Annotated in this window: 20 protein-coding genes; 7 read left to right on the top strand and 13 right to left on the bottom strand. The window is 69.2% G+C overall.

Features of this window, described 5'->3' with window-relative positions; genetic code table 11:
- Positions 1–28: 28 nt before the first annotated feature.
- Genes AC1Q6E_RS08440 through AC1Q6E_RS08425 form a run of 4 tightly spaced genes read left to right on the top strand, consistent with a single transcriptional unit; the run spans position 29 to position 4,409 of the window.
- On the top strand, positions 29–997 hold the full coding sequence (locus tag AC1Q6E_RS08440; protein ID WP_492572556.1) for a Bug family tripartite tricarboxylate transporter substrate binding protein: 969 nt from the start codon (positions 29–31) through the stop codon (positions 995–997).
- Between the two features lie 26 nt (positions 998–1,023).
- Positions 1,024–2,073 carry a TauD/TfdA family dioxygenase gene (locus tag AC1Q6E_RS08435; RefSeq protein WP_492572555.1) on the top strand — a complete coding sequence of 350 codons (1,050 nt, stop codon included), beginning with the start codon at positions 1,024–1,026 and terminating at the stop codon, positions 2,071–2,073.
- Positions 2,074–2,085: 12 nt separating this feature from the next.
- The gene (locus tag AC1Q6E_RS08430; protein WP_492572554.1) at positions 2,086–3,450 is read left to right on the top strand and encodes a CapA family protein; all 1,365 of its coding nucleotides are present in this window, start codon (positions 2,086–2,088) and stop codon (positions 3,448–3,450) included.
- Positions 3,447–4,409, top strand: a complete 963-nt coding sequence (locus tag AC1Q6E_RS08425) for a D-2-hydroxyacid dehydrogenase family protein (protein WP_296557743.1) — start codon at positions 3,447–3,449, stop codon at positions 4,407–4,409. Before AC1Q6E_RS08430 ends, AC1Q6E_RS08425 begins: the two co-directional genes overlap by 4 nt.
- Here AC1Q6E_RS08425 and AC1Q6E_RS08420 read toward each other — a convergent pair.
- The 5 genes from AC1Q6E_RS08420 to AC1Q6E_RS08400 are packed head-to-tail and all read right to left on the bottom strand — an operon-like array spanning position 4,370 to position 9,152.
- Positions 4,370–5,248 carry a citryl-CoA lyase gene (locus AC1Q6E_RS08420; protein ID WP_152796494.1) on the bottom strand — a complete coding sequence of 293 codons (879 nt, stop codon included), beginning with the start codon at positions 5,246–5,248 and terminating at the stop codon, positions 4,370–4,372. The two genes, AC1Q6E_RS08425 and AC1Q6E_RS08420, sit on opposite strands and share 40 nt — an antisense overlap.
- On the bottom strand, positions 5,245–6,444 hold the full coding sequence (locus AC1Q6E_RS08415; protein WP_152796492.1) for a CoA transferase: 1,200 nt from the start codon (positions 6,442–6,444) through the stop codon (positions 5,245–5,247). Before AC1Q6E_RS08415 ends, AC1Q6E_RS08420 begins: the two co-directional genes overlap by 4 nt.
- A gap of 7 nt (positions 6,445–6,451) precedes the next feature.
- The gene (locus AC1Q6E_RS08410) at positions 6,452–7,432 is read right to left on the bottom strand and encodes a Bug family tripartite tricarboxylate transporter substrate binding protein (RefSeq protein ID WP_296557749.1); all 981 of its coding nucleotides are present in this window, start codon (positions 7,430–7,432) and stop codon (positions 6,452–6,454) included.
- Between the two features lie 39 nt (positions 7,433–7,471).
- The gene (locus AC1Q6E_RS08405; RefSeq protein ID WP_152796488.1) at positions 7,472–8,164 is read right to left on the bottom strand and encodes an RraA family protein; all 693 of its coding nucleotides are present in this window, start codon (positions 8,162–8,164) and stop codon (positions 7,472–7,474) included.
- Complete coding sequence (locus AC1Q6E_RS08400) at positions 8,151–9,152, bottom strand: NAD(P)-dependent oxidoreductase (RefSeq protein ID WP_492572553.1); 1,002 nt, start codon at positions 9,150–9,152, stop codon at positions 8,151–8,153. Before AC1Q6E_RS08400 ends, AC1Q6E_RS08405 begins: the two co-directional genes overlap by 14 nt.
- 108 nt (positions 9,153–9,260) lie before the next feature.
- Here AC1Q6E_RS08400 and AC1Q6E_RS08395 point away from each other — a divergent pair, with 108 nt between their 5' ends.
- Together AC1Q6E_RS08395 and AC1Q6E_RS08390 are read left to right on the top strand one after the other, a co-directional pair.
- Positions 9,261–10,151, top strand: a complete 891-nt coding sequence (locus AC1Q6E_RS08395) for a LysR family transcriptional regulator (RefSeq protein ID WP_296557751.1) — start codon at positions 9,261–9,263, stop codon at positions 10,149–10,151.
- 64 nt (positions 10,152–10,215) lie between these two features.
- Entirely contained in the window at positions 10,216–10,833 is a 618-nt protein-coding gene (locus AC1Q6E_RS08390) for a GNAT family N-acetyltransferase (RefSeq protein ID WP_296557753.1), read from the top strand.
- A 19-nt stretch (positions 10,834–10,852) separates the two neighbouring features.
- Here the strand turns inward: AC1Q6E_RS08390 and AC1Q6E_RS08385 are convergent, their stop codons facing one another.
- The 5 genes from AC1Q6E_RS08385 to hda all read right to left on the bottom strand — a co-directional run bounded on the left by AC1Q6E_RS08385 (position 10,853) and on the right by hda (position 14,863).
- Positions 10,853–11,470, bottom strand: a complete 618-nt coding sequence (locus AC1Q6E_RS08385) for an LON peptidase substrate-binding domain-containing protein (RefSeq protein ID WP_492572552.1) — start codon at positions 11,468–11,470, stop codon at positions 10,853–10,855.
- 99 nt (positions 11,471–11,569) lie between these two features.
- Positions 11,570–12,058: a 2-amino-4-hydroxy-6-hydroxymethyldihydropteridine diphosphokinase gene (gene folK, locus AC1Q6E_RS08380; RefSeq protein ID WP_296557756.1), complete on the bottom strand. Its 489-nt coding sequence runs from the start codon at positions 12,056–12,058 to the stop codon at positions 11,570–11,572.
- On the bottom strand, positions 12,055–13,455 hold the full coding sequence (gene pcnB / locus AC1Q6E_RS08375; protein ID WP_492572551.1) for a polynucleotide adenylyltransferase PcnB: 1,401 nt from the start codon (positions 13,453–13,455) through the stop codon (positions 12,055–12,057). Before pcnB ends, folK begins: the two co-directional genes overlap by 4 nt.
- Positions 13,452–14,144, bottom strand: a complete 693-nt coding sequence (locus AC1Q6E_RS08370; protein WP_152796475.1) for an HAD family hydrolase — start codon at positions 14,142–14,144, stop codon at positions 13,452–13,454. The genes pcnB and AC1Q6E_RS08370 overlap by 4 nt, the downstream gene beginning before the upstream one ends.
- Positions 14,141–14,863 (bottom strand): DnaA regulatory inactivator Hda, encoded by a 723-nt coding sequence (gene hda, locus AC1Q6E_RS08365; protein ID WP_152796473.1) that lies wholly within the window; start codon positions 14,861–14,863, stop codon positions 14,141–14,143. Before hda ends, AC1Q6E_RS08370 begins: the two co-directional genes overlap by 4 nt.
- 246 nt (positions 14,864–15,109) lie before the next feature.
- On the opposite strand from hda, the gene purM reads away from it, so the two are divergent.
- Positions 15,110–16,159 (top strand): phosphoribosylformylglycinamidine cyclo-ligase, encoded by a 1,050-nt coding sequence (gene purM, locus AC1Q6E_RS08360; RefSeq protein ID WP_152796471.1) that lies wholly within the window; start codon positions 15,110–15,112, stop codon positions 16,157–16,159.
- Between the two features lie 97 nt (positions 16,160–16,256).
- Here purM and hisC read toward each other — a convergent pair whose 3' ends face one another.
- From hisC to mutL, 3 genes are all read right to left on the bottom strand, one after another.
- Entirely contained in the window at positions 16,257–17,327 is a 1,071-nt protein-coding gene (gene hisC, locus AC1Q6E_RS08355) for a histidinol-phosphate transaminase (RefSeq protein WP_152796469.1), read from the bottom strand.
- 114 nt (positions 17,328–17,441) lie between these two features.
- Entirely contained in the window at positions 17,442–18,416 is a 975-nt protein-coding gene (gene miaA, locus AC1Q6E_RS08350) for a tRNA (adenosine(37)-N6)-dimethylallyltransferase MiaA (protein ID WP_492572550.1), read from the bottom strand.
- A gap of 12 nt (positions 18,417–18,428) precedes the next feature.
- A complete protein-coding gene (mutL, locus tag AC1Q6E_RS08345; RefSeq protein ID WP_492572549.1) occupies positions 18,429–20,342 on the bottom strand; it encodes a DNA mismatch repair endonuclease MutL in 1,914 nt (637 codons plus the stop codon).
- Positions 20,343–20,458 lie beyond the last annotated feature (116 nt).

The following is a 20,458-nucleotide window of genomic DNA, read 5'->3' as shown; positions in this document are numbered from 1 at the left end:
ACGCGCCGATACACAAGGAGACAAGACTATGTCCAAGCACATCGTGCGGCGGCTGCTGGCGGCCGCATCGCTGGCCCTGCCCTGTGCCGCGATGGCGGCCGGCTATCCCGATCGGGTGATCAAGGTCGTCGTGCCGGTGCCCGCAGGCGGCGCGGCCGACACCCTGGCGCGCCTGGCCGGCGAGGGGATCCAGAAGAAATGGGGCCAGCCGGTCGTGGTGGAGAACCGCGCGGGGGCCAACGGCAACATCGGCGGCGAGGCGGTCTACCGCGCCGAACCCGACGGCTATACCTTCCTGGTTTCACCGCCCACGGCGATCGCGATCAACCAGAGCTTCTACAAGAAGCTCGCCTTCGACCCGAACCGTTTCGTGCCGGTGTCCATCATCGCCGCCAACCCGAACGTGCTGCTGGTCAATCCCAAGGTACCGGCGAAGTCGCTGAAGGAACTGATCGCCTATGCCAAGGCCCATCCCGGCAAGCTCAACTTCGCTTCGGGCGGCACCGGCTCCACGCCGCACCTGGCGGGCGAACTGCTGAAGATGATGGCCGGCATCGACATGGTCCACATCCCCTACAAGGGCGGCCCGCCGGCCTATGCCGACCTGATCGCCGGCCAGGTGGAAGTGATGTTCCAGGGCCTGGCCACGGCCTTGCCGCAGATCCGCGAGGGCAAGCTGCGCGTGCTGGCCATCGGCAGCGAGAAGCGCCACCCGGCCTTGCCCGACGTGCCCACGCTGAACGAGACCATGCCCGGCTTCATCTCGGTGTCGTGGACCGGCATGGTGGCGCCGCCGGGCACGCCGGCCGACATCGTCGCCAAGGTGTCGGCGGCGATACGCGAGGAACTGATGGTCAACGGCGCCGGCAAGGAGGTCAAGGGCCTGGATGCGCGCGACCTGATCGCCAGCAGTCCGGCCGAGGCGGACCGTTTCATCAAGGAAGAAGTGGCCCGCTGGGGCAAGGTGATTCATTCGACCGGCATCAGCATCGACTGAGCCCGGTTCTTTCAGGAGATTTGTTCATGCGTGCAGCCATCACGGGACCGGCCACCTGGCGCGGCCCCGAAATCAAGGACAGCAAGGCCTGGGTCTACGAATTCACCCAGGCCGAGATCGACGAAATCGACGCCGCGCTGCGCAATGTGCGCAAACAGGGCAAACTCATCTCGACCATGACGCGCGAGGACTTCCCGCTGCCGACGGTGTCGAAGGTGATAGACCACACCCGCGAGCAGATCGAGAACGGCCTGGGCCTGCAATTGCTGCGCGGCATCCAGGCCGAGCGCTACGGCAAGGACGACCTGCGCATCATCTACTGGGGCATCGGCCAGCACATGGGCACGGCCGTCTCGCAAAGCGCCAAGGGCGACATCCTGGGCGACGTGCGCAACCTGGGCATCGATATCAACAGCCCGCAGGGCCGGGGCTACACCTCCAACCAGAAGCTGACCTATCACACCGACTCCTGCGACGTGGTGGCGCTGTTCGTGCTGCGCACCGCCCGCGCCGGCGGCCTGAGCATGATCGCCAGCTCGCAGGCCATCCACAACGAGATCCTGAAGCAGCGTCCCGACCTGCTCGACGTGTTGTACCAGCCGTTCCACTGGAGCTGGCAGGGGCAGGAAGAGCCCGGGCAACCGCCGTACTACCAGCAGCCCGTGTTCTCGATGCATGAAGGCAAGTTCTCGTGCCGCTACGTGCGCACCCACATCCGTTCGGCCCAGCGCTTTCCCGACGTGCCGCGCCTGACGCCGATCCAGGAAGAGGCGCTGGATTTCCTCGACAGTCTGTCGGGCAGCACCGATTTCCATTTCTCGATGATGTTCCAGCCGGGCGACCTGCAATTCCTGAACAACCACATGATGCTGCATTCGCGCACCGCGTTCGAGGACTTCGACGAACCGGAGAAAAGGCGCCACTTGCTGCGCATGTGGCTGTCGGTGCCCAACAGCCGCGCCCTGAGCCCGGCCCTGGACACGATCTACCGCGACCAGCGAGCGGGCGCGGTGCGGGGGGGCTTTCCGTCGCGCACGGGCAAGCTGATCTACGAAACCGTCGGTAGCATCGAGTAAGGCGGAGGGCCTATGCCGTACGAAGCTGAGCGGGGCCGTATCAAGCTGGCGTTGGTCGGCGACATGATGTTGTCCAGGGCCTTGAAGCCCTATGCCGAAGACGACTATCTGGCGCTGGTTGATCTGCTGAGGGACGCCGACGCCAGCTTCGGCAACCTGGAGACCACCGTGCGCGAGGCCGGCGAAGGCGTGCCCAATTTCACCCAGGGCACGCCCATGAGCACCGCGCCGGCCTTGCTGGAAGACTTGAAGTGGATGGGCGTGGACATCGTGTCCATCGCCAACAACCATGCCACCGACTACGGCGTCTCGGGCGTGCTGGCCAGCCTGGCGCACCTGGACCGCGCCGGCATTCCGTATTCCGGCGCGGGCCGCACGCTGACCGAGGCGCGCCGGCCGGGCTACCTGGAAACGAACGCCGGCCGCGTCGGCCTGGTGTCGGCCACGTCGTTCTACCGGCCCTGGAACCGCGCGGCCGACGCGCGCTCGGACAGCGCCGGCCGCCCCGGCATCAATCCCCTGGGGTTCGCCACGTCCTACACGGTGGACGACGAGTCGCTGGCCGCGCTCCGGCGCATCAGCGAAGAACTGGGCATGGCGCAGGAGCAGGTGCGGCATCGCTCGCAGTTCTACGCGCCGCACGAGGTGCCCGGGAACGACGACGACAGCGTGGCGCTGCTGGGCGCGAAGTTTCGCCGCGGCAAAGGCTTCGCCGTGTCGACCAGGGTCGACGCCAAGGATGCCGAGGCCAACCTGCGATTCATCCGCGAGGCGCGCAAGCAGTCGGACTGGGTGGTCTTTTCCTTCCACTGCCACGAGTTCGGCAGCGCGGGCAAGCGCACCGCGCCCACCGACGTGGAGCTGGAGGAGTCGGCGCAGTTCGCCATCGAGTTCGCCCGCGCGGCCGTGGACGCCGGCGCGCACGTGGTGGCGGGCCATGGCCCGCACCTGACCATGGGTGTCGAGGTCTACAAGGGCGCGCCCATCTTCCACAGCCTGGGCAATTTCATTTTCCAGAACGAGACGATCAACGCCTTTCCCGCCGAGGCTTATGGTCGCTTCGGGCTGGATGCCGCCGCCACGCCTTCCGAGTTCCTGGACGCGCGCACCGGCAACGACAGCCGGGGCTTTCCGGCCACGCGCGAGTTCTGGGAAGGGTGCCTGGCCACCTGTCAGTTCGACGCCGGGACGCTGGCCTCGGTCAGCCTGTACCCCATCGATATGGGATTCGGGCGGCCACGGGGCCAACGCGGCCGGCCCATGCTGGCCAGGGGAGACGACGCGCGGCGCATCCTGGACCGCGTCGCCCGGCTGTCCCGCCCCTTCGGCACCCGCCTGGACATCGAGGGGGACGTCGGCGTCCTGCGTCTGCCATGAAGCGCCTGGCCATCCTGGACGACTATCTGCACCTGGCGCTGCGTTCGGCCGACTGGTCGGTGCTGGAAGGGCAGTGCCGGATCGACGTGATCGACCGCAAGCTGGAGGGGCCGGACGAGGCGGCGGCCGTACTCGCGCCCTATCACATCCTCTGCCATCTGCGCGAGCGCACGCCCATGCCGCGGGCGCTGCTGGAGAGGCTGCCCAATCTCGAATTCATGACCGTGACGGGCAAGGCCCACCGCACGCTGGACCTGCGGGCGGCGACCGAGCGCGGCATCGTCGTGTCCCATGTGTCGTCGGCCGTCCACGGGTCCAACGCCACGCCCGAACTGGCCTGGGGGCTGATATTGGCCACCGCCCGCCACATCGCCTATGAAGACCGCAGCGTCCGCGAGGGCGCCTGGCAGCGCACGGCGGGGATGCTGCTGGATGGCAAGACGCTGGGACTGCTGGGGCTGGGACGGGTGGGGCAGCGCATGGCCGCCATCGGCCAGGCCTTCGGCATGCGGGTCGTGGCCTGGAGTCCGAACCTGACCGACGAGGCCGCTGCCGCGTTCCAGGTCCAGCGGGTGGACAAGGACGTGCTTTTCGCGCAATCGGACGTGCTCAGCATCCATGTCGTCTTGAGCGAGCGGTCCCGCCATCTGGTCGGACGGCGCGAACTCGCGTTGATGAAACCCGATGCGCTGCTGGTCAACACCGCCCGGGGGCCGATCGTGGACGAGGCGGCGCTGGTCGAGGCATTGACGCAGGGGCGGCTGGGCGGCGCGGGGCTGGACGTCTTCGAGACCGAGCCGCTGCCGGCCGGCCACCCGCTGACCCGGCTGGACAATGTCGTGCTGACGCCGCACCTGGGCTACGCCACGCGCGAGACGATCGCCGGCTTCTACCAGGCCAGCGTGGCGGGCGTGCAGGCCTACCTGGCGGGCGCGCCCGTCGGCGTGCGCGAGCCCTGACCGGCACGGTCGGGCGGCAGTTCGCGCGGCGGGTGGCCTTCGTACACCGGCAGGAACTGCCGGGGGATGGGCCCCTTGTTGCGTCCGCCCTGCTCGTGCTGTTCCCAGGCATGGGCCAGGATGCCCACCGAACGGGACAGGCAGAACAGGCCGCGCGCGAGTTCCGCCGGAAAGCCCAGCTCGGCATAGACGGCCGCGGTGGCGCCGTCGATGTTCATGGGAAGACGGCGCCCCTTGCGCGCCTGGAGTTCGGACTCCACCGCCCGCGCGATGGCGAGGTGGCGGCCCGGCACCACGCCTTGCCCCACGGCCTCGTCCAGCAGCGCCATCAAGCGGACGGCACGCGGATCGATGGGGTGGAAGCGATGGCCGAATCCCGGCACGTATTTGCCGCGGCGCGCGATACAGTCGTCCAGGCCGGTGCGCACGGCGCTGGCGAGATCCGCGCCGGCCTCGAGCCGCCGCGCGATGTCGCCGTACAGTCCGACCGCCTGTTCGCCTGCGCCGCCGTGCACGTCGCCCAGCACGTTGACGGCCGAGCCCATGGCGTTGTTGAGCCCGACCCCGCAGGTCATCGCCATCCGCGAGATGGCGATGCTGGGCGCCTGCGGGCCGTGGTCCACCGCCGCCATCAGCGCCGCGTCCAGCAGGGCGCCTTGCCCGGCCGCGGGCAGTTCGCCGCGCAGCATCAGCCAGATCATTTCCGCGAAGCCCAGGTTGCCGATCAGGTCCTGCACGGCATAGCCGCGATAGCGGATGCTGCCGGGCCGCATGTCGATGATGCCGGTGCGCCACCACTGGCCGCAGGCCTGTTCTTCGTTGCCGGCGTGATCGTTCATATCGCCCCCTCGGTTTTCAGCACGGCGATCTCGTCGTCCGTATAGCCCAGTTGCGTCAGCAGCGCCACGGTGTCCTGACCCAGTTCGGGCGGCGGCGCATCGACCGCCGGTGGCTGCCCGTCGACCTTGTATCCCCCGCGCACGACCGCGATGTCGCGCCCGGCGCCGGGCACTTGCGTGAAGCGGCCGATCAGGCCGCGGTCGCGTATCTGCGGATGCGCCAGTATCTCGTCCACCTGGTAGACGGGCCCGGCGGGTATGCCCCGCTCGGCCAGCAGGGGCCACCAGTCGTCCGCCGGGCGGGCGGCCAGGGCCTGTTCCAGCTCCGCCTTGAGTTGATCGCGATGGGCCAGGCGCGCCTGCCGGTCGGCGTAGCGGCTGTCGCGCGCCAGTTCGGGCCGGCCCACGGCCTGGCACAGGGCCTCGAATTGTTCCTGCTTGTTGGCGGCGATGTTCAGCAGTCCACGGCCCGTCCTGAAGGTGCCCGAGGGGCTGGCGGTGAAGTTCTCGTTGCCCAGCGGGCGGGGCCGGTGCCCGGTGTTCAGGTAGTTGGACACCACCCATCCCATGGTCGAGATGACCGACTCCAGCATGGATACGTCGATGAAGCGCGCCTCGGTGCGGGTGCGGTCGGCCAGCTCGGCGGCGATCGCGAAGGCCGCCGTCATGCCGCCTATGGTGTCGCCGATGGGGTAGCCGACGCGATAGGGCGCGGTGCGCGCGTCGCCCGTGATGCTCATCGTGCCGGACATGCCCTGGATGATCTGGTCGTAGGCGGGCAGGGCGCTCAGCGGGCCGTCCTGTCCGAAGCCGGAGATGGCGCAATAGACCAGGCGCGGCCGGTGGCGGCGCAGGACCTCGTAGCCCAGGCCCAGGCGGTCCATGACGCCGGGGCGAAAGTTCTCCACCACGACGTCGGCGGTCGCCACCAGCCGCAGGAAGGCCTCCTTGCCCCGCCGGTGCTTCAGGTTGACGGTGATCGAGCGCTTGCCCGCGTTCTGGGCCAGGAAGGACAGGCCCATGCCGCGCCGGTTGAGCCCGGGGTCGGCCCCGAGCTGGCGGGCGAGGTCGCCGGAACCGGGCACCTCCACCTTGATGACGTCCGCGCCCATCAGCGCCAGCTGCTGGCAGCAGAACGGTCCCGCCAGCACGTTGGTCAGGTCGAGGACGCGCAGGGATTGCAGGGGCTTGCTCATGGGTGTGTCACTTGATCTGGATGTTGGCGTCCTTGATGATCCCGGACCATTTGGCGGAATCGCCGGCGATGGTGTCGGTGAATTCCTGCACAGTTCCTCCCAGCACCACGTTGCCTTCGTCCATGATCTTGCGTTGCAGGTCCTGGCTCTTGAGCACCTCGTTCACCGCCTTGTTGACGGCGTCGATGGCGGCCTGCGGCGTGCCGGCCGGCATCAGCAGGCCGGTCTTGGAGGCGGCCTCGAAGCCCGGCAGGGTATCGGCCAGCGGCGGGACATTGGGCAACTGCGGGATGGGCTTGAGCGTGGTGATGGCCAGCATCCGCACCTTGGGGTTGTCGACCTGGGACATGGCCGCGGGCGTCGAGGCGAAGAAGATGTCCACCTGGCCGCCCAGCAGGTCGTTCATGGCGGGCGCCGCGCCCTTGTAGGGCACGTGCAGGACGTCGATGCCGGCCTCGTGGGCGAAGTAGCGGCCGGTGATGTCGCCCACCGTGCCGGTGCCGGCGTTGCCCACCGACAGCTTGCCGGGATGCGCCTTGGCGAACTTCACCAGGTCGGCCACCGATTTGTACGGCCTGTCGGCGCTGACCACCAGGACCATGGGCTGGGATGCCACCGATACGACGGGGGCGAAGTCCTTGGCGACGTTGTAGGAAACGTTGGCGTACAGGTAGGGATTGATGGACAGGTTGGAGGTCTGCCCCAGGGCCAGGTTGTAGCCGTTGGCGGGCGCTCGCGCCAGCGCGCCCAGGCCGACCATGCCACCGGCGCCGGGGCGGTTCTCCACGATGACGTTCCACTTGTATTTTTCCGTCAGGGCGGCGGCGACGAAGCGGGCCATGGTGTCGGTGCCGCCGCCAGGCGGGAAGGGCACGAGCAGCTTCAGGAGTTGGTTGGGGTAGGCGTCGGCGGCGTGCGCGGCGGATCCCGCCGCCAGCGCGCACAGGGCCAGGGTGGTCGCGGCGGCGTGTTGTCGATAGCGGTTCATGTTTGTCTCCTCGTATTGTTCGGATGGGAAAGGCCGGCGCTACACGGGCAGGCCCTTGGCTCGCAGGACGGCGTCGAATCGTTCGGGATCCGAGGTGCCATGCTCGTTGGCGTGCCGGATGGCCTCTTCGCGCCGCAGATGCGCCTGCACGCGAGGCAGCAGCGCCTCCACTTCGTGGGCGGGAACACTGATGACCCCGTCGGCGTCGCCCATGACCAGGTCGCCGGGCAGGACCGACAGGCCGGCGCAGGCGATGGGGACGTTAATGCGGCCCGGGCCTTCCTTGCTGGGACCGCGATGGGTATGTCCCCGGGCATACACGGGCAGGCGTCCGTCCGCCCACTCGACCAGGTCGCGGATGGCGCCGTCGATGACGAAGCCGCCGATCCGGCGGGCCAGGGCAGTCGTGCGCATCAGGCCGCCGATCAAGGCCTGGGTCAGGTCGCCGCCGCCGTCGACCACGATGATGTCGCCGGGCCGGGCCATCATCAGGGCCTTGTGGATCATCAGGTTGTCGCCGGGGCGCACCTGCACGGTCAGCGCGGGACCGCAGAGGCCCAGGCGCAGGTTCTCGTGATAGGCCTTCAGGCCCATGGCGCCCAGCGAGCGTCCCATGCAGTCGCCGGCCACGGCGACCGGAACGCCGGAAAAGCGGGCGATCAGCTCCGGGTCCAGGTGGCGCGGCATTTCCTCGATGCCGTAGCCGGGCGGCCAGGTCTTATTGCCGGACATGCTTGTCTCCTTGGTGGATGTTCGACAGATCGTCGATGTTCACGACGCAGCCCTCGGGCAGGATGCCCCGGCTGAGGTAGTCCAGGACGTTGCGTGCCGCGCCCTGCGCCATGGCGGCCAGCGCCGCCTGGGTCGAGGCGCCGACGTGGGGCGTCAGCACCACGTTGGGCAGGCGCCGCAGCGGGTTGTCCCGCGTCATCGGTTCGACGGCCAGGGTGTCCAGGCCGGCGGCGTGCAGGCGGCCGTGGACCAGCACGTCCGCCAGGGCCGTCTCGTCCACGACTTCGCCGCGCGCCGTGTTGACCAGGATCGCGCCCTCGGGAAGCAGGGCCAGTTGCTCGGCGCCGATGAGGGCGCGCGTCGCCGGGGTCAGCGGAACATGCAGGCTGAGCACGTCCGATGCCCGCAGGAGTCCTTCCAGATCGGATCGCATTTCGGTGGCGTCCCCCGGTGCCGGCCGGACATGCGGGTCGTAGGCCAGCACGCGCATGCCCAGGGCCGACCCGTAGGCGGCGACCAGGCGGGCGACCTGCCCGTATCCGACCAGGCCCAGGGTCCGGCCGCGCAACTCGATGCCGGTCCGCAGCCGGGTCCAGCGCCCGGCGCGCATCTCGGCGTCCATGTGCGCGATGCCGCGCGCGGCCGCCAGCATCAGGCCCAGCGCCAGTTCGGCCACCGACCGGGCATTGGCGCCGGGCGTCACCATCACCGGGATGCCGCGTGACGTGCAGGCCGGCACGTCGATGTTGCTCACACCCACGCCATGCTTGGACACGACCTTCAGCGTGGGGCAGGCCGCGATCGCGCCGGCCGGCAGATCGACGGTGCGCGATATCACCGCGTCCACGGATTCGCGCGCCAGCACGGCCTCGACTTCCTCGACGCTGCCGGCGCGGGTCATGAACAGGACGCGGCACCCCGCCTGATCGAGGACCCGCCGTCCGGCCGGGCTCAGGGTGGTGTCGGTGACGAAAACGGTAGGGGGCATGGGGCGCTTCTCGATGCGGCTCGGGCTGAGCTTTCGCGCCATTACATCCGAGCGTAATATGAATATCTATTCGATAATTTTGATGGATCGATTCCTGCGGGGAATGGTTTGAACATCGAGATCCGGGATCTTCGCTACTTCGAGGTCATCGCCGAACTGGGCCACCTGGGCCAGGCGTCCGAGGCCCTGCACCGCAGCCAGCCGGCGCTGACCAAGTGCGTGCAGCGGCTGGAGGAAGAGCTGGGCGCGGATTTGTTCGAGCGCAAGGGCCGGGGCCTGGCGCTGACCGCGGTCGGCAAGGAGTTCTACCTGCGGGCGAAGAAAATCCGCGAGACCAACGACCGCACCCTGAGCGACATGAAGGATTTCGTGGCGGGCTCGGCGGGCAAGGTGCGCGTGGGCTGCGGCCCCATCACCGCCGACTATCTGCTGCCCAGGCTCTGTAACCTGGCGCTGCGGCACCTGCCCAAGGTATCGCTGGAAATCATGATCGGGACCAGCTACTTCCTGAAGGAGCAGATACGCGAAGAGCGCCTGGACATGATCGTGGGCGTGATCGAGAACGACAGCGAGTTCGCCTGTCGCGGCTTCATCGACGATACCGTGGTGGTCGCCGCGCGCCAGGAGCACCCCATCTTCGAATTGCGCGCGCTTCGCCTGCGCGACCTCGAGGGCTACCACTGGATATTGCCCACGCCGCCCGTGTCCAGCCGGAAATGGCTGGACAGCGCCTTCGCGGCGCGCGGCCTGCCCAAGCCCACGCCGCACATCGAAACCAACTCCCTGCCGTCCATCCACGACCTGATCGGCTCCACGGACCTGCTGTGTTTCCTGTCGCGATTGACGCTGGAGCACCCGAAGACGCGGGGCATGCTGCGAGAGGTCCCGCTGAAGGAGACGACCATGACACGCCAGCTCGGCATCACCTACCCCCATGGGCCGCTCACGCCCGCCACGCAGCGGCTCATCGACCTGCTCGACAGGCTGGCCGCGGAATGACCGCTCGGGCGGGGCACCTGTCTACAATGCGAGGTCCACGGTTCACGCAAAGGCGGGCAGGGCGATGTCGCGGTACTCATTGATCGGCAACCTGGTCGTGCTGCGGCCCCTGGCGCGCGAGGATGCCGCGGCGCTGGTGGCGGCGGCGCGGGACCAGGACGCGTGGCGCACCATCTATACCCAGATCCCCGCCGAGCCGGCCGTGGCCGAGGCCTACATCGAGGCCGCGCTGCACGCCCGCGGCATAGGCGAGTCCATGCCCTTCGCCACCACCTTGCGCGAGGATGGCCGGGTGGTCGGCGCGACCCGCTATTGCCGCATCGAGCCCGCGCATCGCAAGCTGGAGATCGGCTACACCTGGATAGGCGGTTCGTGGCAGCGGACCTTCGTCAACACCGAGGCCAAGTACCTGATGCTGCGCCACGCGTTCGAAGGGCTGGGCTGCCAGCGCGTACAGTTGCAGACCGACGAACTGAACCAGCAGTCCCGCCGCGCCATCGAACGGCTGGGCGCCCGGCTGGAAGGCATCCTGCGCAACGATCGCATCATGCCCGACGGGCGCAGGCGGCATTCGGCCATGTACAGCATCCTCGACGAGGAATGGCCGCGGGTGCGCGCCGGGTTGGAGGCGGCGATGCGCAGGCGGGGCATCGAGCCCGCGATGGACGTCGTGGCGGGCTGAGTCCCCGGGGGCCCGCACACTAGCCGGCCAGCAGCCCGCGTCGCTTCAGGATGTCCTGGATCTGGTCCAGGCGGCTTTCAGGATCGTCGTCGGCCAGCAGGTGCCGTTGTTGCGGCGGCAACAGCGGCAGCATTTCCGCCCAGCGATTCGCTACCCATCCGCATTCGTCCAGCCGGAAAGGGGGCGCGATGGGCAGGTCGGCGCCTGGAGCCTGGCGCTGCTGGATATCGGCGATCAGGCGGCCCAGCGTATTGGCCGCGGGCTGCAGGAAATCCGGGATGGGGAGCACGGGGTCGTCGGCCAGCGGCTCGACCTGTCCGGTCCAGAGGCCGTACTTGCGCTGTTCGCTGGAGACCAGGCGAAAACGTGTCGTGCCCACGCAGCGCAGTTGCAGCAGGCCCGGCATGGGCGCATCCCACTGTTCGATCCTGGCCATGGTGCCGAAGTCGGCCAGGATTTCCTTGCCTTCGGGCGTGCGGACTTCGTGGCCGGCCAAGAGCGGCACGACGCCGAACGAGGTCTGGTCGGCGATGCACTGCTTGATCATGTCGAGGTAGCGGATCTCGAAGATGCGAAGGTGCAGCACGCCCTCGGGATAGAGGGCCCGGCTGAGCGGGAAGATCGGGGTCGGGTTCATGGCGGAGACGCGGTTGATTGCCCCAGGCTCCAGGATAGCGCGTGCCGCCCGCCGGCGGTGGCCGCGGGCGGGCGGCCGCGCGTAACAAGGAAATACGGCCTAGTCCAACGGCAAGACCGTCTGGTCCGCGCAGGCTCTCAGCAGGCGGTCCACCCGCCCCTGCGGCAGCGCCATGTCCGGATCGATGTCCGACAGGGGGCGCAGCACGAAAGCGCGCTGGTGCATGCGGGGATGGGGCAGGATCAGCCGCGGGGTATCCAGGCGCTGGCCATCGTAGGCCAGCAGGTCCAGGTCCAGCGTGCGCGGGGCATTGCGGTAGGGGCGTTCGCGGCCGTGGCGCCGTTCGATGTCCTGGAGCAGGTCCAGCAACTCCAGCGGGGGCAGCGTGGTGCGCAGGCGCACGACGGCGTTGACGTAGTCCGGGCCGCTGGAGTCGACCGGCGCGGTGCGGTAGAAGCGCGACAGCGCGTCCTGCCGCACCTGGGGATGGGCGGCCAGCGCGGCCAGCGCCTCGCGCAGCGTGGCCGCCGGATCGCCCAGGTTGGCGCCCAGTCCCACCCAGGCCATCCGCCACGCGGGGGTGTTCATCCGGCTTCCGGCGTGCCGCCTTCCGGGCCGCTGCCGGCCGGGCCTTCCTGGCGCGACCGGCCACTGCGGCGGCGGCGCTTGCGGGCCGGCGCGTCAGCGGCCGCGCGCGGCTGGCGGGCCAGTTCTTCCAGCATGTCGGCGCGCGCCGAATCGTTGGCGTCGGCCAGGTCCATCCACCATTGCGCCAGGGTGCTGTCGACCTCGCCGGCGGCCGCGCGCAATTGAAGGAAATCGCAGGCGGCGCGGAAGCGCGGCTGTTCGAGCATGCGCCAGGCGCCCTTGCTCTGCCGCCGTTCGAAGCGCGGCTGCATGAACCAGATCTCGCGCATGTCGGAGACGAAGCGGCGCTGGATGGCCAGTTTCTCGGTCTGGTCGTCAAGCACGGAGTCCACGGCCATGCCCAGGGCGGGCATGGGCAGCTCGCCGTCCGCGCGGTACTGCTGCCAGCGATGGTTGACCTGCTGCCACAGCAGCGCGGCGAACAGGAAGCTGGGGCTGACCGATTTGCCGCCGCGCACGCGCACGTCGGTGCGCTCCAGGGCCAGTTGCACGAAGCGTTCGCCGCCCGGCTGTTCCAGCACCACGTCCAGCAGCGGCAGCAGGCCTTTGTGCAGGCCCTCGGCGCGCAGCCGGCGCAGGCAGTCCAGCGCGTGGCCGCAGGTCAGCATCTTCAGCATCTCGTCGAACAGCCGCGACGCGGGCACGTTCTCGATCAGGTGGGCCATCTCGCGTATGGGCGAGAGCGTGGCCGGGGCGATGGTGAAGCCCAGCTTGGCGGCGAAGCGCATGCCGCGCAGCATGCGGACCGGGTCCTCGCGGTAGCGCTTGGACGCGTCGCCGATGATGCTGACGGTTTTCTTCTTCAGGTCGGCCACGCCGTCGTGGTAGTCGATGACGATCTCGGTGGCCGGGTCGTAGTACAGCGCGTTCAGCGTGAAGTCCCGCCGCGCGGCGTCTTCCTCCAGCGTGCCGAAGACGTTGTCGCGCAGGATGCGGCCGTGTTCGTCGGTGGTCTGTTCGTCCGACCCCGAGGCGCGGAAGGTGGAGGTCTCGATGATCTCCTGGCCGAACACCACGTGCACCAGGCGGAAACGGCGGCCGATGATGCGGGCGCGGCGGAACAGCGGCTGTATCTGTTCCGGCGTGGCGTTGGTGGCCACGTCGAAGTCCTTGGGCTGGGCGCCCACGATCAGGTCGCGCACGGCGCCGCCGACGATGTAGGCCTCGAAGCCGTTCTCGTGCAGTACGTCGCAGACTTTGATCGCATGGCGCGAGACCAGCCGGCGGTCGATGCCGTGCTTGGCCTGGGGCACGCGCAGGGGCGCATGCCGCTTGACGCTCAGGATGGGGCGCGCCGCGCGGGGGGTGAAAAGCTTGCTGATGAGCTTTTTGATCATGCGAACAGGTCCGTGATGCGCCAGCCCCGTTCGCGCGCCAGTTCGCGCAGCGCGGCGGAGGGGTTGGCGGCGATCGGGTCGGTCACCGCTTCAAGCAGGGGGACGTCGTTCATCGAGTCGCTATAGAAGAAAGACTGCCGGAAGTCGGACAGTTGCCAGCCGAGCCCGGCCAGCCATTGGTTGACGCGCGCCACCTTGCCTTCGCGGAAGCAGGCTATGCCGTCGATGCGGCCGGTGTAGCGGCCGGCGGTGTATTCCGGCTCGGTGCCCAGCAGCACGGGTATGCCGAACGCGCGCGCGATGGGCGCGGTCACGAAGGTGTTGGTCGAGGTGGCGATGGCGCACAGGTCGCCCGCCTCCAGGTGCTCGCGCACCAAGGCGATGGCCTGGGCGGAGATGGCCGGGCGTATCACCTGGGCCATGAAGTCCTCGTGCCAGCGGGCGAGATCGTAGGGAGTATTGCCGGCCAGGAGGCCCAGCATGAATTCGGCCGACTCCGCCGCGGTCAGCTTGCCGGCGTCGTAGCGCCGCATCAGCTCCTCGTTGCGGGCGCAGGCGGTGGCCGGATCGCCGACGTGGCCGGCGCGGGCGAGAAAATCGGCCCACCGGTAGTCGCTGTCGAGCGGCAGCAGGGTGTGGTCCAGGTCGAACAGGGCGAGGCGGGCGGGCGGCGCTTGGGTTGGGATCATGACAACGAAGAATACGACTGAATGGAGGGCGGTTGGGGCTGTTCGGCCAACATGGCGCGTAACAGCGGCAGCGTGATCGGACGTTTGGCCGCCAGTGAATAGCGGTCCAGCGCATCGAGCAGGGCGGACAGCTGGCGCATGTCCCGCTCGTAGTGGGTAAGAATCCAGTTCACCACCTCGGGCGCGAGCTGCAGCCCGCGGCTGGCGGCCTGGCGGATCAGGGCGTCGGTCTTTTCGGCGTCCGACAGGACCTCCAGCCGGAAGACCAGGTCCCAGCCCAGCCGGGTGCGCAGGTCCTCGCGGATCTCGAGCTGGCCCGGGGCGCGCTCGCCGGCCACGATCAGCGACAGGGCGATGTCGGTGGCCGACGTCTCGCGCCAGCGGTTGTACAGCGAGAATACGCAGGCCAGCCGGGGTTCGTCCAGGAGGTGCAGGTCGTCGATGGCGATCAGCGCGGGGCGGGCGTCGGACTCGTCGGGCTGGGCGGTGCGCCGGTAGGCCGAGACGGGGCTGTGGCTGTCCAGGTAGACCGCGCCGGGCCGATCGGACAGGGCACGCAGGAGATGGGTGCGGCCGCACCCGGCCGGTCCCCAGAGGTAGACGGCCCGGCCAGGTGCCAGGGCGCGCAGGGTCGCCAGGGCCTCGATATTGGGGCCCGCGACATAGTTTTCCAGGGACGGAGCCGGCGCGGCAAGAACGTCGAGTAGCAACTGCTTCATGGGAGGCGGCTAAGAGACCCGCAGCGTCGGACGATCATGGCGTTGGGGGGCGACAGGTCGGGCCGGGCAAGGCTGCGCAGGCAGAAAAGGAACGCGGGGCGCGGCGGGTGCCACCGGGCGTTGGCCCGATGTAAATCCCTGTCCGCTGCATGGGAATACCAATCATCGTAAAATTATAGCTTTCAGGCGCTCCCGGCTGGTTTTTTGCCGCGAGGGCCCGCGCCCATCCACTTTTCGGTCCATCCCATGTCCGCACAACAACCCAGCGCTTCCTCTCTAACCTACCGCGATGCGGGCGTCGACATCGATGCGGGCGATGCCCTGGTCGAGCGCATCAAGCCCCTCGCCAAGCGCACCATGCGCGAAGGAGTGCTGGCCGGCATTGGCGGATTCGGGGCCCTGTTCGAGGTGCCCAAGAAGTACCGGGAGCCCGTGCTGGTGTCGGGCACCGACGGCGTGGGCACCAAGCTGCGCCTGGCGTTCTCGTGGAACAAGCACGACACCGTCGGCGTCGACCTGGTGGCCATGAGCGTGAACGACATCCTGGTGCAGGGCGCCGAGCCGCTGTTCTTCCTCGATTACTTCGCCTGCGGCCGCCTGTCGGTGGACACGGCGGCCACGGTCGTCGGCGGCATCGCCCAGGGCTGCGAGCTGGCCGGCTGCGCGCTGATCGGCGGCGAGACCGCCGAGATGCCCGGCATGTACCCCGACGGCGAATACGACCTGGCGGGCTTCGCGGTCGGCGCGGTCGAGAAATCGCAGGCCATCGACGGCAGCCGCATCCAGCCCGGCGACGCCGTGCTGGGCCTGGCCTCCAGCGGGGCGCACTCCAACGGTTATTCGCTGGTGCGCAAGATCATCGAACGCGCCGGCGCCACGCCTGACCAGGACTTCCACGGCCAGCCGCTGCGCGACGTCGTCATGGCGCCCACGCGCATCTATGTCAAGCAGGTGCTGACGGCCATCGCCAAGCACGAGATCAAGGGCCTGGCCCACATCACGGGCGGCGGCCTGCTGGACAACGTGCCGCGCATCCTGCGCCCCGGCCTGGCCGCGCGCCTGCATCGCGATGCGTGGAAGATGCCCGAGCTGTTCACGTGGCTGCAGCGCGAAGGCCAGGTGGCCGACGTCGAGATGCACCGCGTCTTCAACTGCGGCATCGGCATGGTGGTGGTGGTTTCCGCCGCCGAAGCCGACGCCGTGGCCGCGACGTTGCGCGAACAAGGCGAAACCGTCTACCGCCTGGGCGAAATCGTCGACCAGCAACCCGGCTCGCCTCAAACCGAAGTGGTGTAAAGACCCAGGGTGCGGCGGATCTGGCTTTGCCAGTCCGCTCGCATCGCCCCCTTGAGGGGGCGCCCGAAGGGCGCAGGGGGTGGGCTGCGCTGGCGCGTCAGCGCGCAGGGGGGGACACTATCTCTTTCAGCGCGCCTAGCAGCGCATCGCATTCGGCGTCGGTGCCGACCGTGATGCGCAGGTACTGGTCGATGCGCGGCTGCTTGAAATGCCGCACCAGCACCTTGCGGTCGCGCAGCGCCTTCAGCAGGGCGGCGCCATCGTGCCCGGGATGGCGGGCGAAGACGAAGTTGGCGGCCGACGGCAGCACCTCGAAACCCAGCTCTTCCAGCTTGCCGACCAGGCGCGCGCGCGAGGCCATGACGGCCTGGCGGGTACGGTCGAAATAGGCGGTGTCTTCCATGGCCGCGGTCGCGCCGGCCATGGCCAGGCGGTCGAGCGGATAGGAGTTGAAGCTGCTCTTGACCCGTTCCAGCCCCTCGATCAGGTGGGGCTGGCCGATGGCATAGCCGACCCGCAGGCCCGCCAGCGAGCGCGCCTTCGACAGTGTCTGCACCACCAGCAGGTTGGGATGGGCCGCCACCAGCGGGACGGCCGACGTGCCGCCGAAATCGACGTAGGCTTCATCCACCACGACGACCGAATCCGGATTCGCCTTCAGCAGCGTCTCGATGTCCGCCAGGGGCAGCAGGCGGCCGGTGGGGGCGTTCGGGTTGGGGAAGATGATTCCGCCGTTCGGCTGGCCGTAGTCCTGTACGCGCAGGGACAGGTCGTCGGCCAGCGGCACGGTGAGGTAGTCGATGCCGTACAGGCCGCAATAGACAGGGTAGAAGCTGTAGGTGACGTCGGGGAACAGCAGCGGCAGGTCGTGTTTGAGCAGGCCGACGAAGACGTGGGCCAGCACTTCGTCCGAGCTGTTGCCGACGAAGACGTGGTCGGCCGGCACGCCGTGGAAGCGCGCCACCGCCGCCTTGAATACATTGGCGTCGGGATCGGGATAGCGGCGCAATGTCTCGTTGGTGGCCTGGCGGATGGCCTCCAGGGCGCGCGGCGAGGGTGGATAGGGATTCTCGTTCGTGTTGAGTTTGACGAGTCCGTCTATCTGCGGCTGTTCACCGGGGACATAGGGCGTCAGTTGCTGAGCGACGCGGCTCCAGTACCTGTTCATGAATCTTGTCTTCGAAAGCGCAAAGCGCGGCAACGGGCCGCGCACGCATCCAGCATAGCAGGGCCGGCGGCCCGGCGCACGCCGCGGCGGGCGTGGCGTGGCGCGGGTGCGCCGTCAGTCCGGGTCGCCCGTGGCTTCGAGCGCCGCGTCCAGCATGGCGGCCGCGGCGTCGACCACGCGCGCCGTGCTGTCCTGCGCCAGGCAATCCACCACCAACCGGCCGGGCAGCGCGCGCAGCCAGGTGATCTGGCGCTTGGCCAGTTGCCGGGTGGCGGCGATGGCCTGGCCCCGCATCTCGGCGCCGTGGGTTTCCCCGGCCAGATAGCTCCAGACCTGGCGATAACCCACGCATCGTATGGACGGCAGGTCGGGACCCAGGTCGCCGCGCGCCCGCAGGCGGCGCACCTCGTCGACCAGGCCGGCTTCGAGCATGGCGTCGAAGCGCTGCTCGATCCGGGCATGCAGGCCGGCCCGTTCCGAGGGCTCCAGGCTGAGATTGACGTAGTGCAGTCCGGTGTCGCCGGGCGCGGCCTGGCCGGTCAACAGGGCCGACATGGGCTGGCCGGTCAGCGCATGGATCTCCAGCGCGCGCTGGATGCGCTGGCTGTCGTTGGGCGAGAGTCGCGCGGCGGTGGCGGGATCGAGGCGCGCCAGTTCGGCGTGCATGGCGGGCCAGCCGATATCGGCGGCGCGGGCGTTCAACCGCGCGCGCAGGACGGCATCCGCCTGCGGCAGGTTGTCCAGGCCCTCGCGCAGCGCCTTGAAATACATCATGGTGCCGCCGGCCAGCAGCGGAATACGGCGCCGGCCGCGGATGTCCGCGATCAGGCGCAGGGTCTCGGCGCGAAACTGGCCGGCCGAGAACGTTTCAGCCGGATCGCGGATGTCCAGCAGGTGCTGCGGCACGCGCCGGCGTTCCTCAGGGTTGGGCTTGGCCGTGCCGATGTCCATGCCGCGATAGATGGTGGCGGAGTCGACGTTGACGATCTCGAGCGGCCAGCGGTCGGCCAGCGCCAGCGTGGCCGCGCTCTTGCCGGCGGCGGTGGGGCCCATCAGGCACAGGATGGGGGAGGGGCTGCGGTCGGTCATCGGGGCAGGGGCTCAGCGCCCGCGCAGGAACAGGCGGTCCAGATCGCCTACGCTGAGCTGCACCCAGGTCGGGCGGCCGTGATTGCACTGGTCGGCGCGTTCGGTCGCTTCCATCTGCCGCAGCAGGCCGTTCATCTCGTCATGGTTGAGCCGGCGGTTGGCGCGCACCGCGCCATGGCAAGCCATGGTCGCCAGCAGTTCGTTGCGCTGCTCGGTCAGCAGGCGCGACGCGCCCACCTCGGCGAAATCGCGCAGCACCTCGCGCGCCAGGGTCTCGATGTCGGCCTGGGCCAGCGGCGCGGGAACGGCGCGCACGGCGACCGAGGCCGGCCCGGCCGGCCGCAGTTCGAAGCCGAGGCCGGACAGCGCTTCCTGTTGTTCCTCGACCAGCGCGACGTCGCTTTCGGAAGCCCGGAACACGACCGGCACCAGCAGGTTCTGCCGCGGCATCTCGCGCGCGTCCAGCGCGTTCTTCAACTGCTCGTACACGATGCGTTCGTGGGCCGCGTGCATGTCGATCACGACCAGCCCGTGCGCGTTCTGGGCCAGCACATAGATCCCGTGCAACTGCGCGATCGCCATGCCCAGCGGCAGTTCGGCGCCGTTGGGCAGCGGGCGGGGCTGGCCGTCGGCCAGGACCCGGGCCATGCCGGCGGCGCTGGGCGAGGCGGGCAGTGGCGCGGGCGCCAGGGGCTCGTGCAGGGCGAGGATGCGCGCGCCCGATTCGGGCCGGTAGGCGGGCGGGGCATCCTGCAGCCTGAACGGCAACTGCGAGGACGATGCCAGCGCGGGCGCCACGGGGCGCGCGAAGCCCGGTTCGGACGAAGATGCCGGCAGGGCGTCCGGACCGTCGAGGTGGCCGGGGGCGGCCGGATGAAGCATGCCGCCGGCCAGGACCGCGTCGGACGGCGGCGCGTCGGCGGCATCCATGCCGGGAGCCGCTCCCGCGGCATGGGCCAGGGTCTGGCCGATGGTCTGCGTCACGAAGCGATGCACCGCGCCGCTTTCGCGGAAACGCACCTCGTGCTTGGCCGGATGCACGTTGACATCGACCGCCGCCGGGTCCAGGTCCAGGAACAGCACATAGGCGGGCTGGCGGTCGCCGTGCAGCACGTCCGCGTAGGAGGCGCGCATCGCATGGCTGACCGTGCGGTCGCGCACGAAGCGGCCGTTGACGTACAGGTACTGGCGGTCGGCGCGGGCGCGCGAGGCCGTGGGGCGCGAGACGACGCCATGCAGCCGGATCGCGCCGGCGTCGACCTGTACCGGCAGGCCGCCCTGGCCGAACTCCGCGCCCAGCACGTCGTGGATGCGGCGCACCGGATCGGCGGGCAGGTGCTGCTGGTAGGCCCGGTCATGGTGGAACAGGCGGAAGGCGATATGGCAGTGCGCGAGCGCGATGCGCTGGAAGGCCTCCACGCAATGGCCGAATTCCGTCGCTTCCGATTTCAGGAACTTGCGCCGGGCCGGCACCAGGTCGAACAACTGGCGCACGTCCACTGTCGTGCCCGGCGGGCCCGAGGCAGGGGAGACCTGGCCGTCTTCCCATTGCCAGGCGTTGTCGGCGCTGGCCGTGCGCGAAATCAGGGTGAGCCGGGCGACGGAAGCGATCGAGGCCAGGGCTTCGCCGCGGAATCCCATCGAAGCCACCGACTCCAGCTCGTTCAGCGACCGGATCTTGCTGGTGGCGTGGCGGGCGATGGCCAGGGGCAGTTCATCGGGGGGAATGCCGCCGCCGTCGTCGCTGACGGCGATCCGCCGGATGCCGCCGCCTTCGAGCCGCACGTCGACCGCGCGCGCCCCGGCGTCGATGGCGTTCTCCATCAGTTCCTTGAGGACCGAGGCAGGGCGTTCGATGACTTCACCCGCCGCGATCTGGCTGATCAGGAGGTCGGGAAGCTGGGCGATGGGGCGACGTTCGGACATGGCCGGATTATAGTGGCCCCTCCCGGGCAGCAGGGATCCGGTCATGCTTTGACATACGCGCAAGCCCCTGCGTCGGCTATAGTGCCCGCTCGCCTTTTTCCTCGTCCCTTACCTCC

The sequence above is a fragment of the Pigmentiphaga sp. MLSB6-MA01 genome, assembly GCF_058793475.1.
This window is presented reverse-complemented; position numbering and strand designations above follow the sequence as displayed.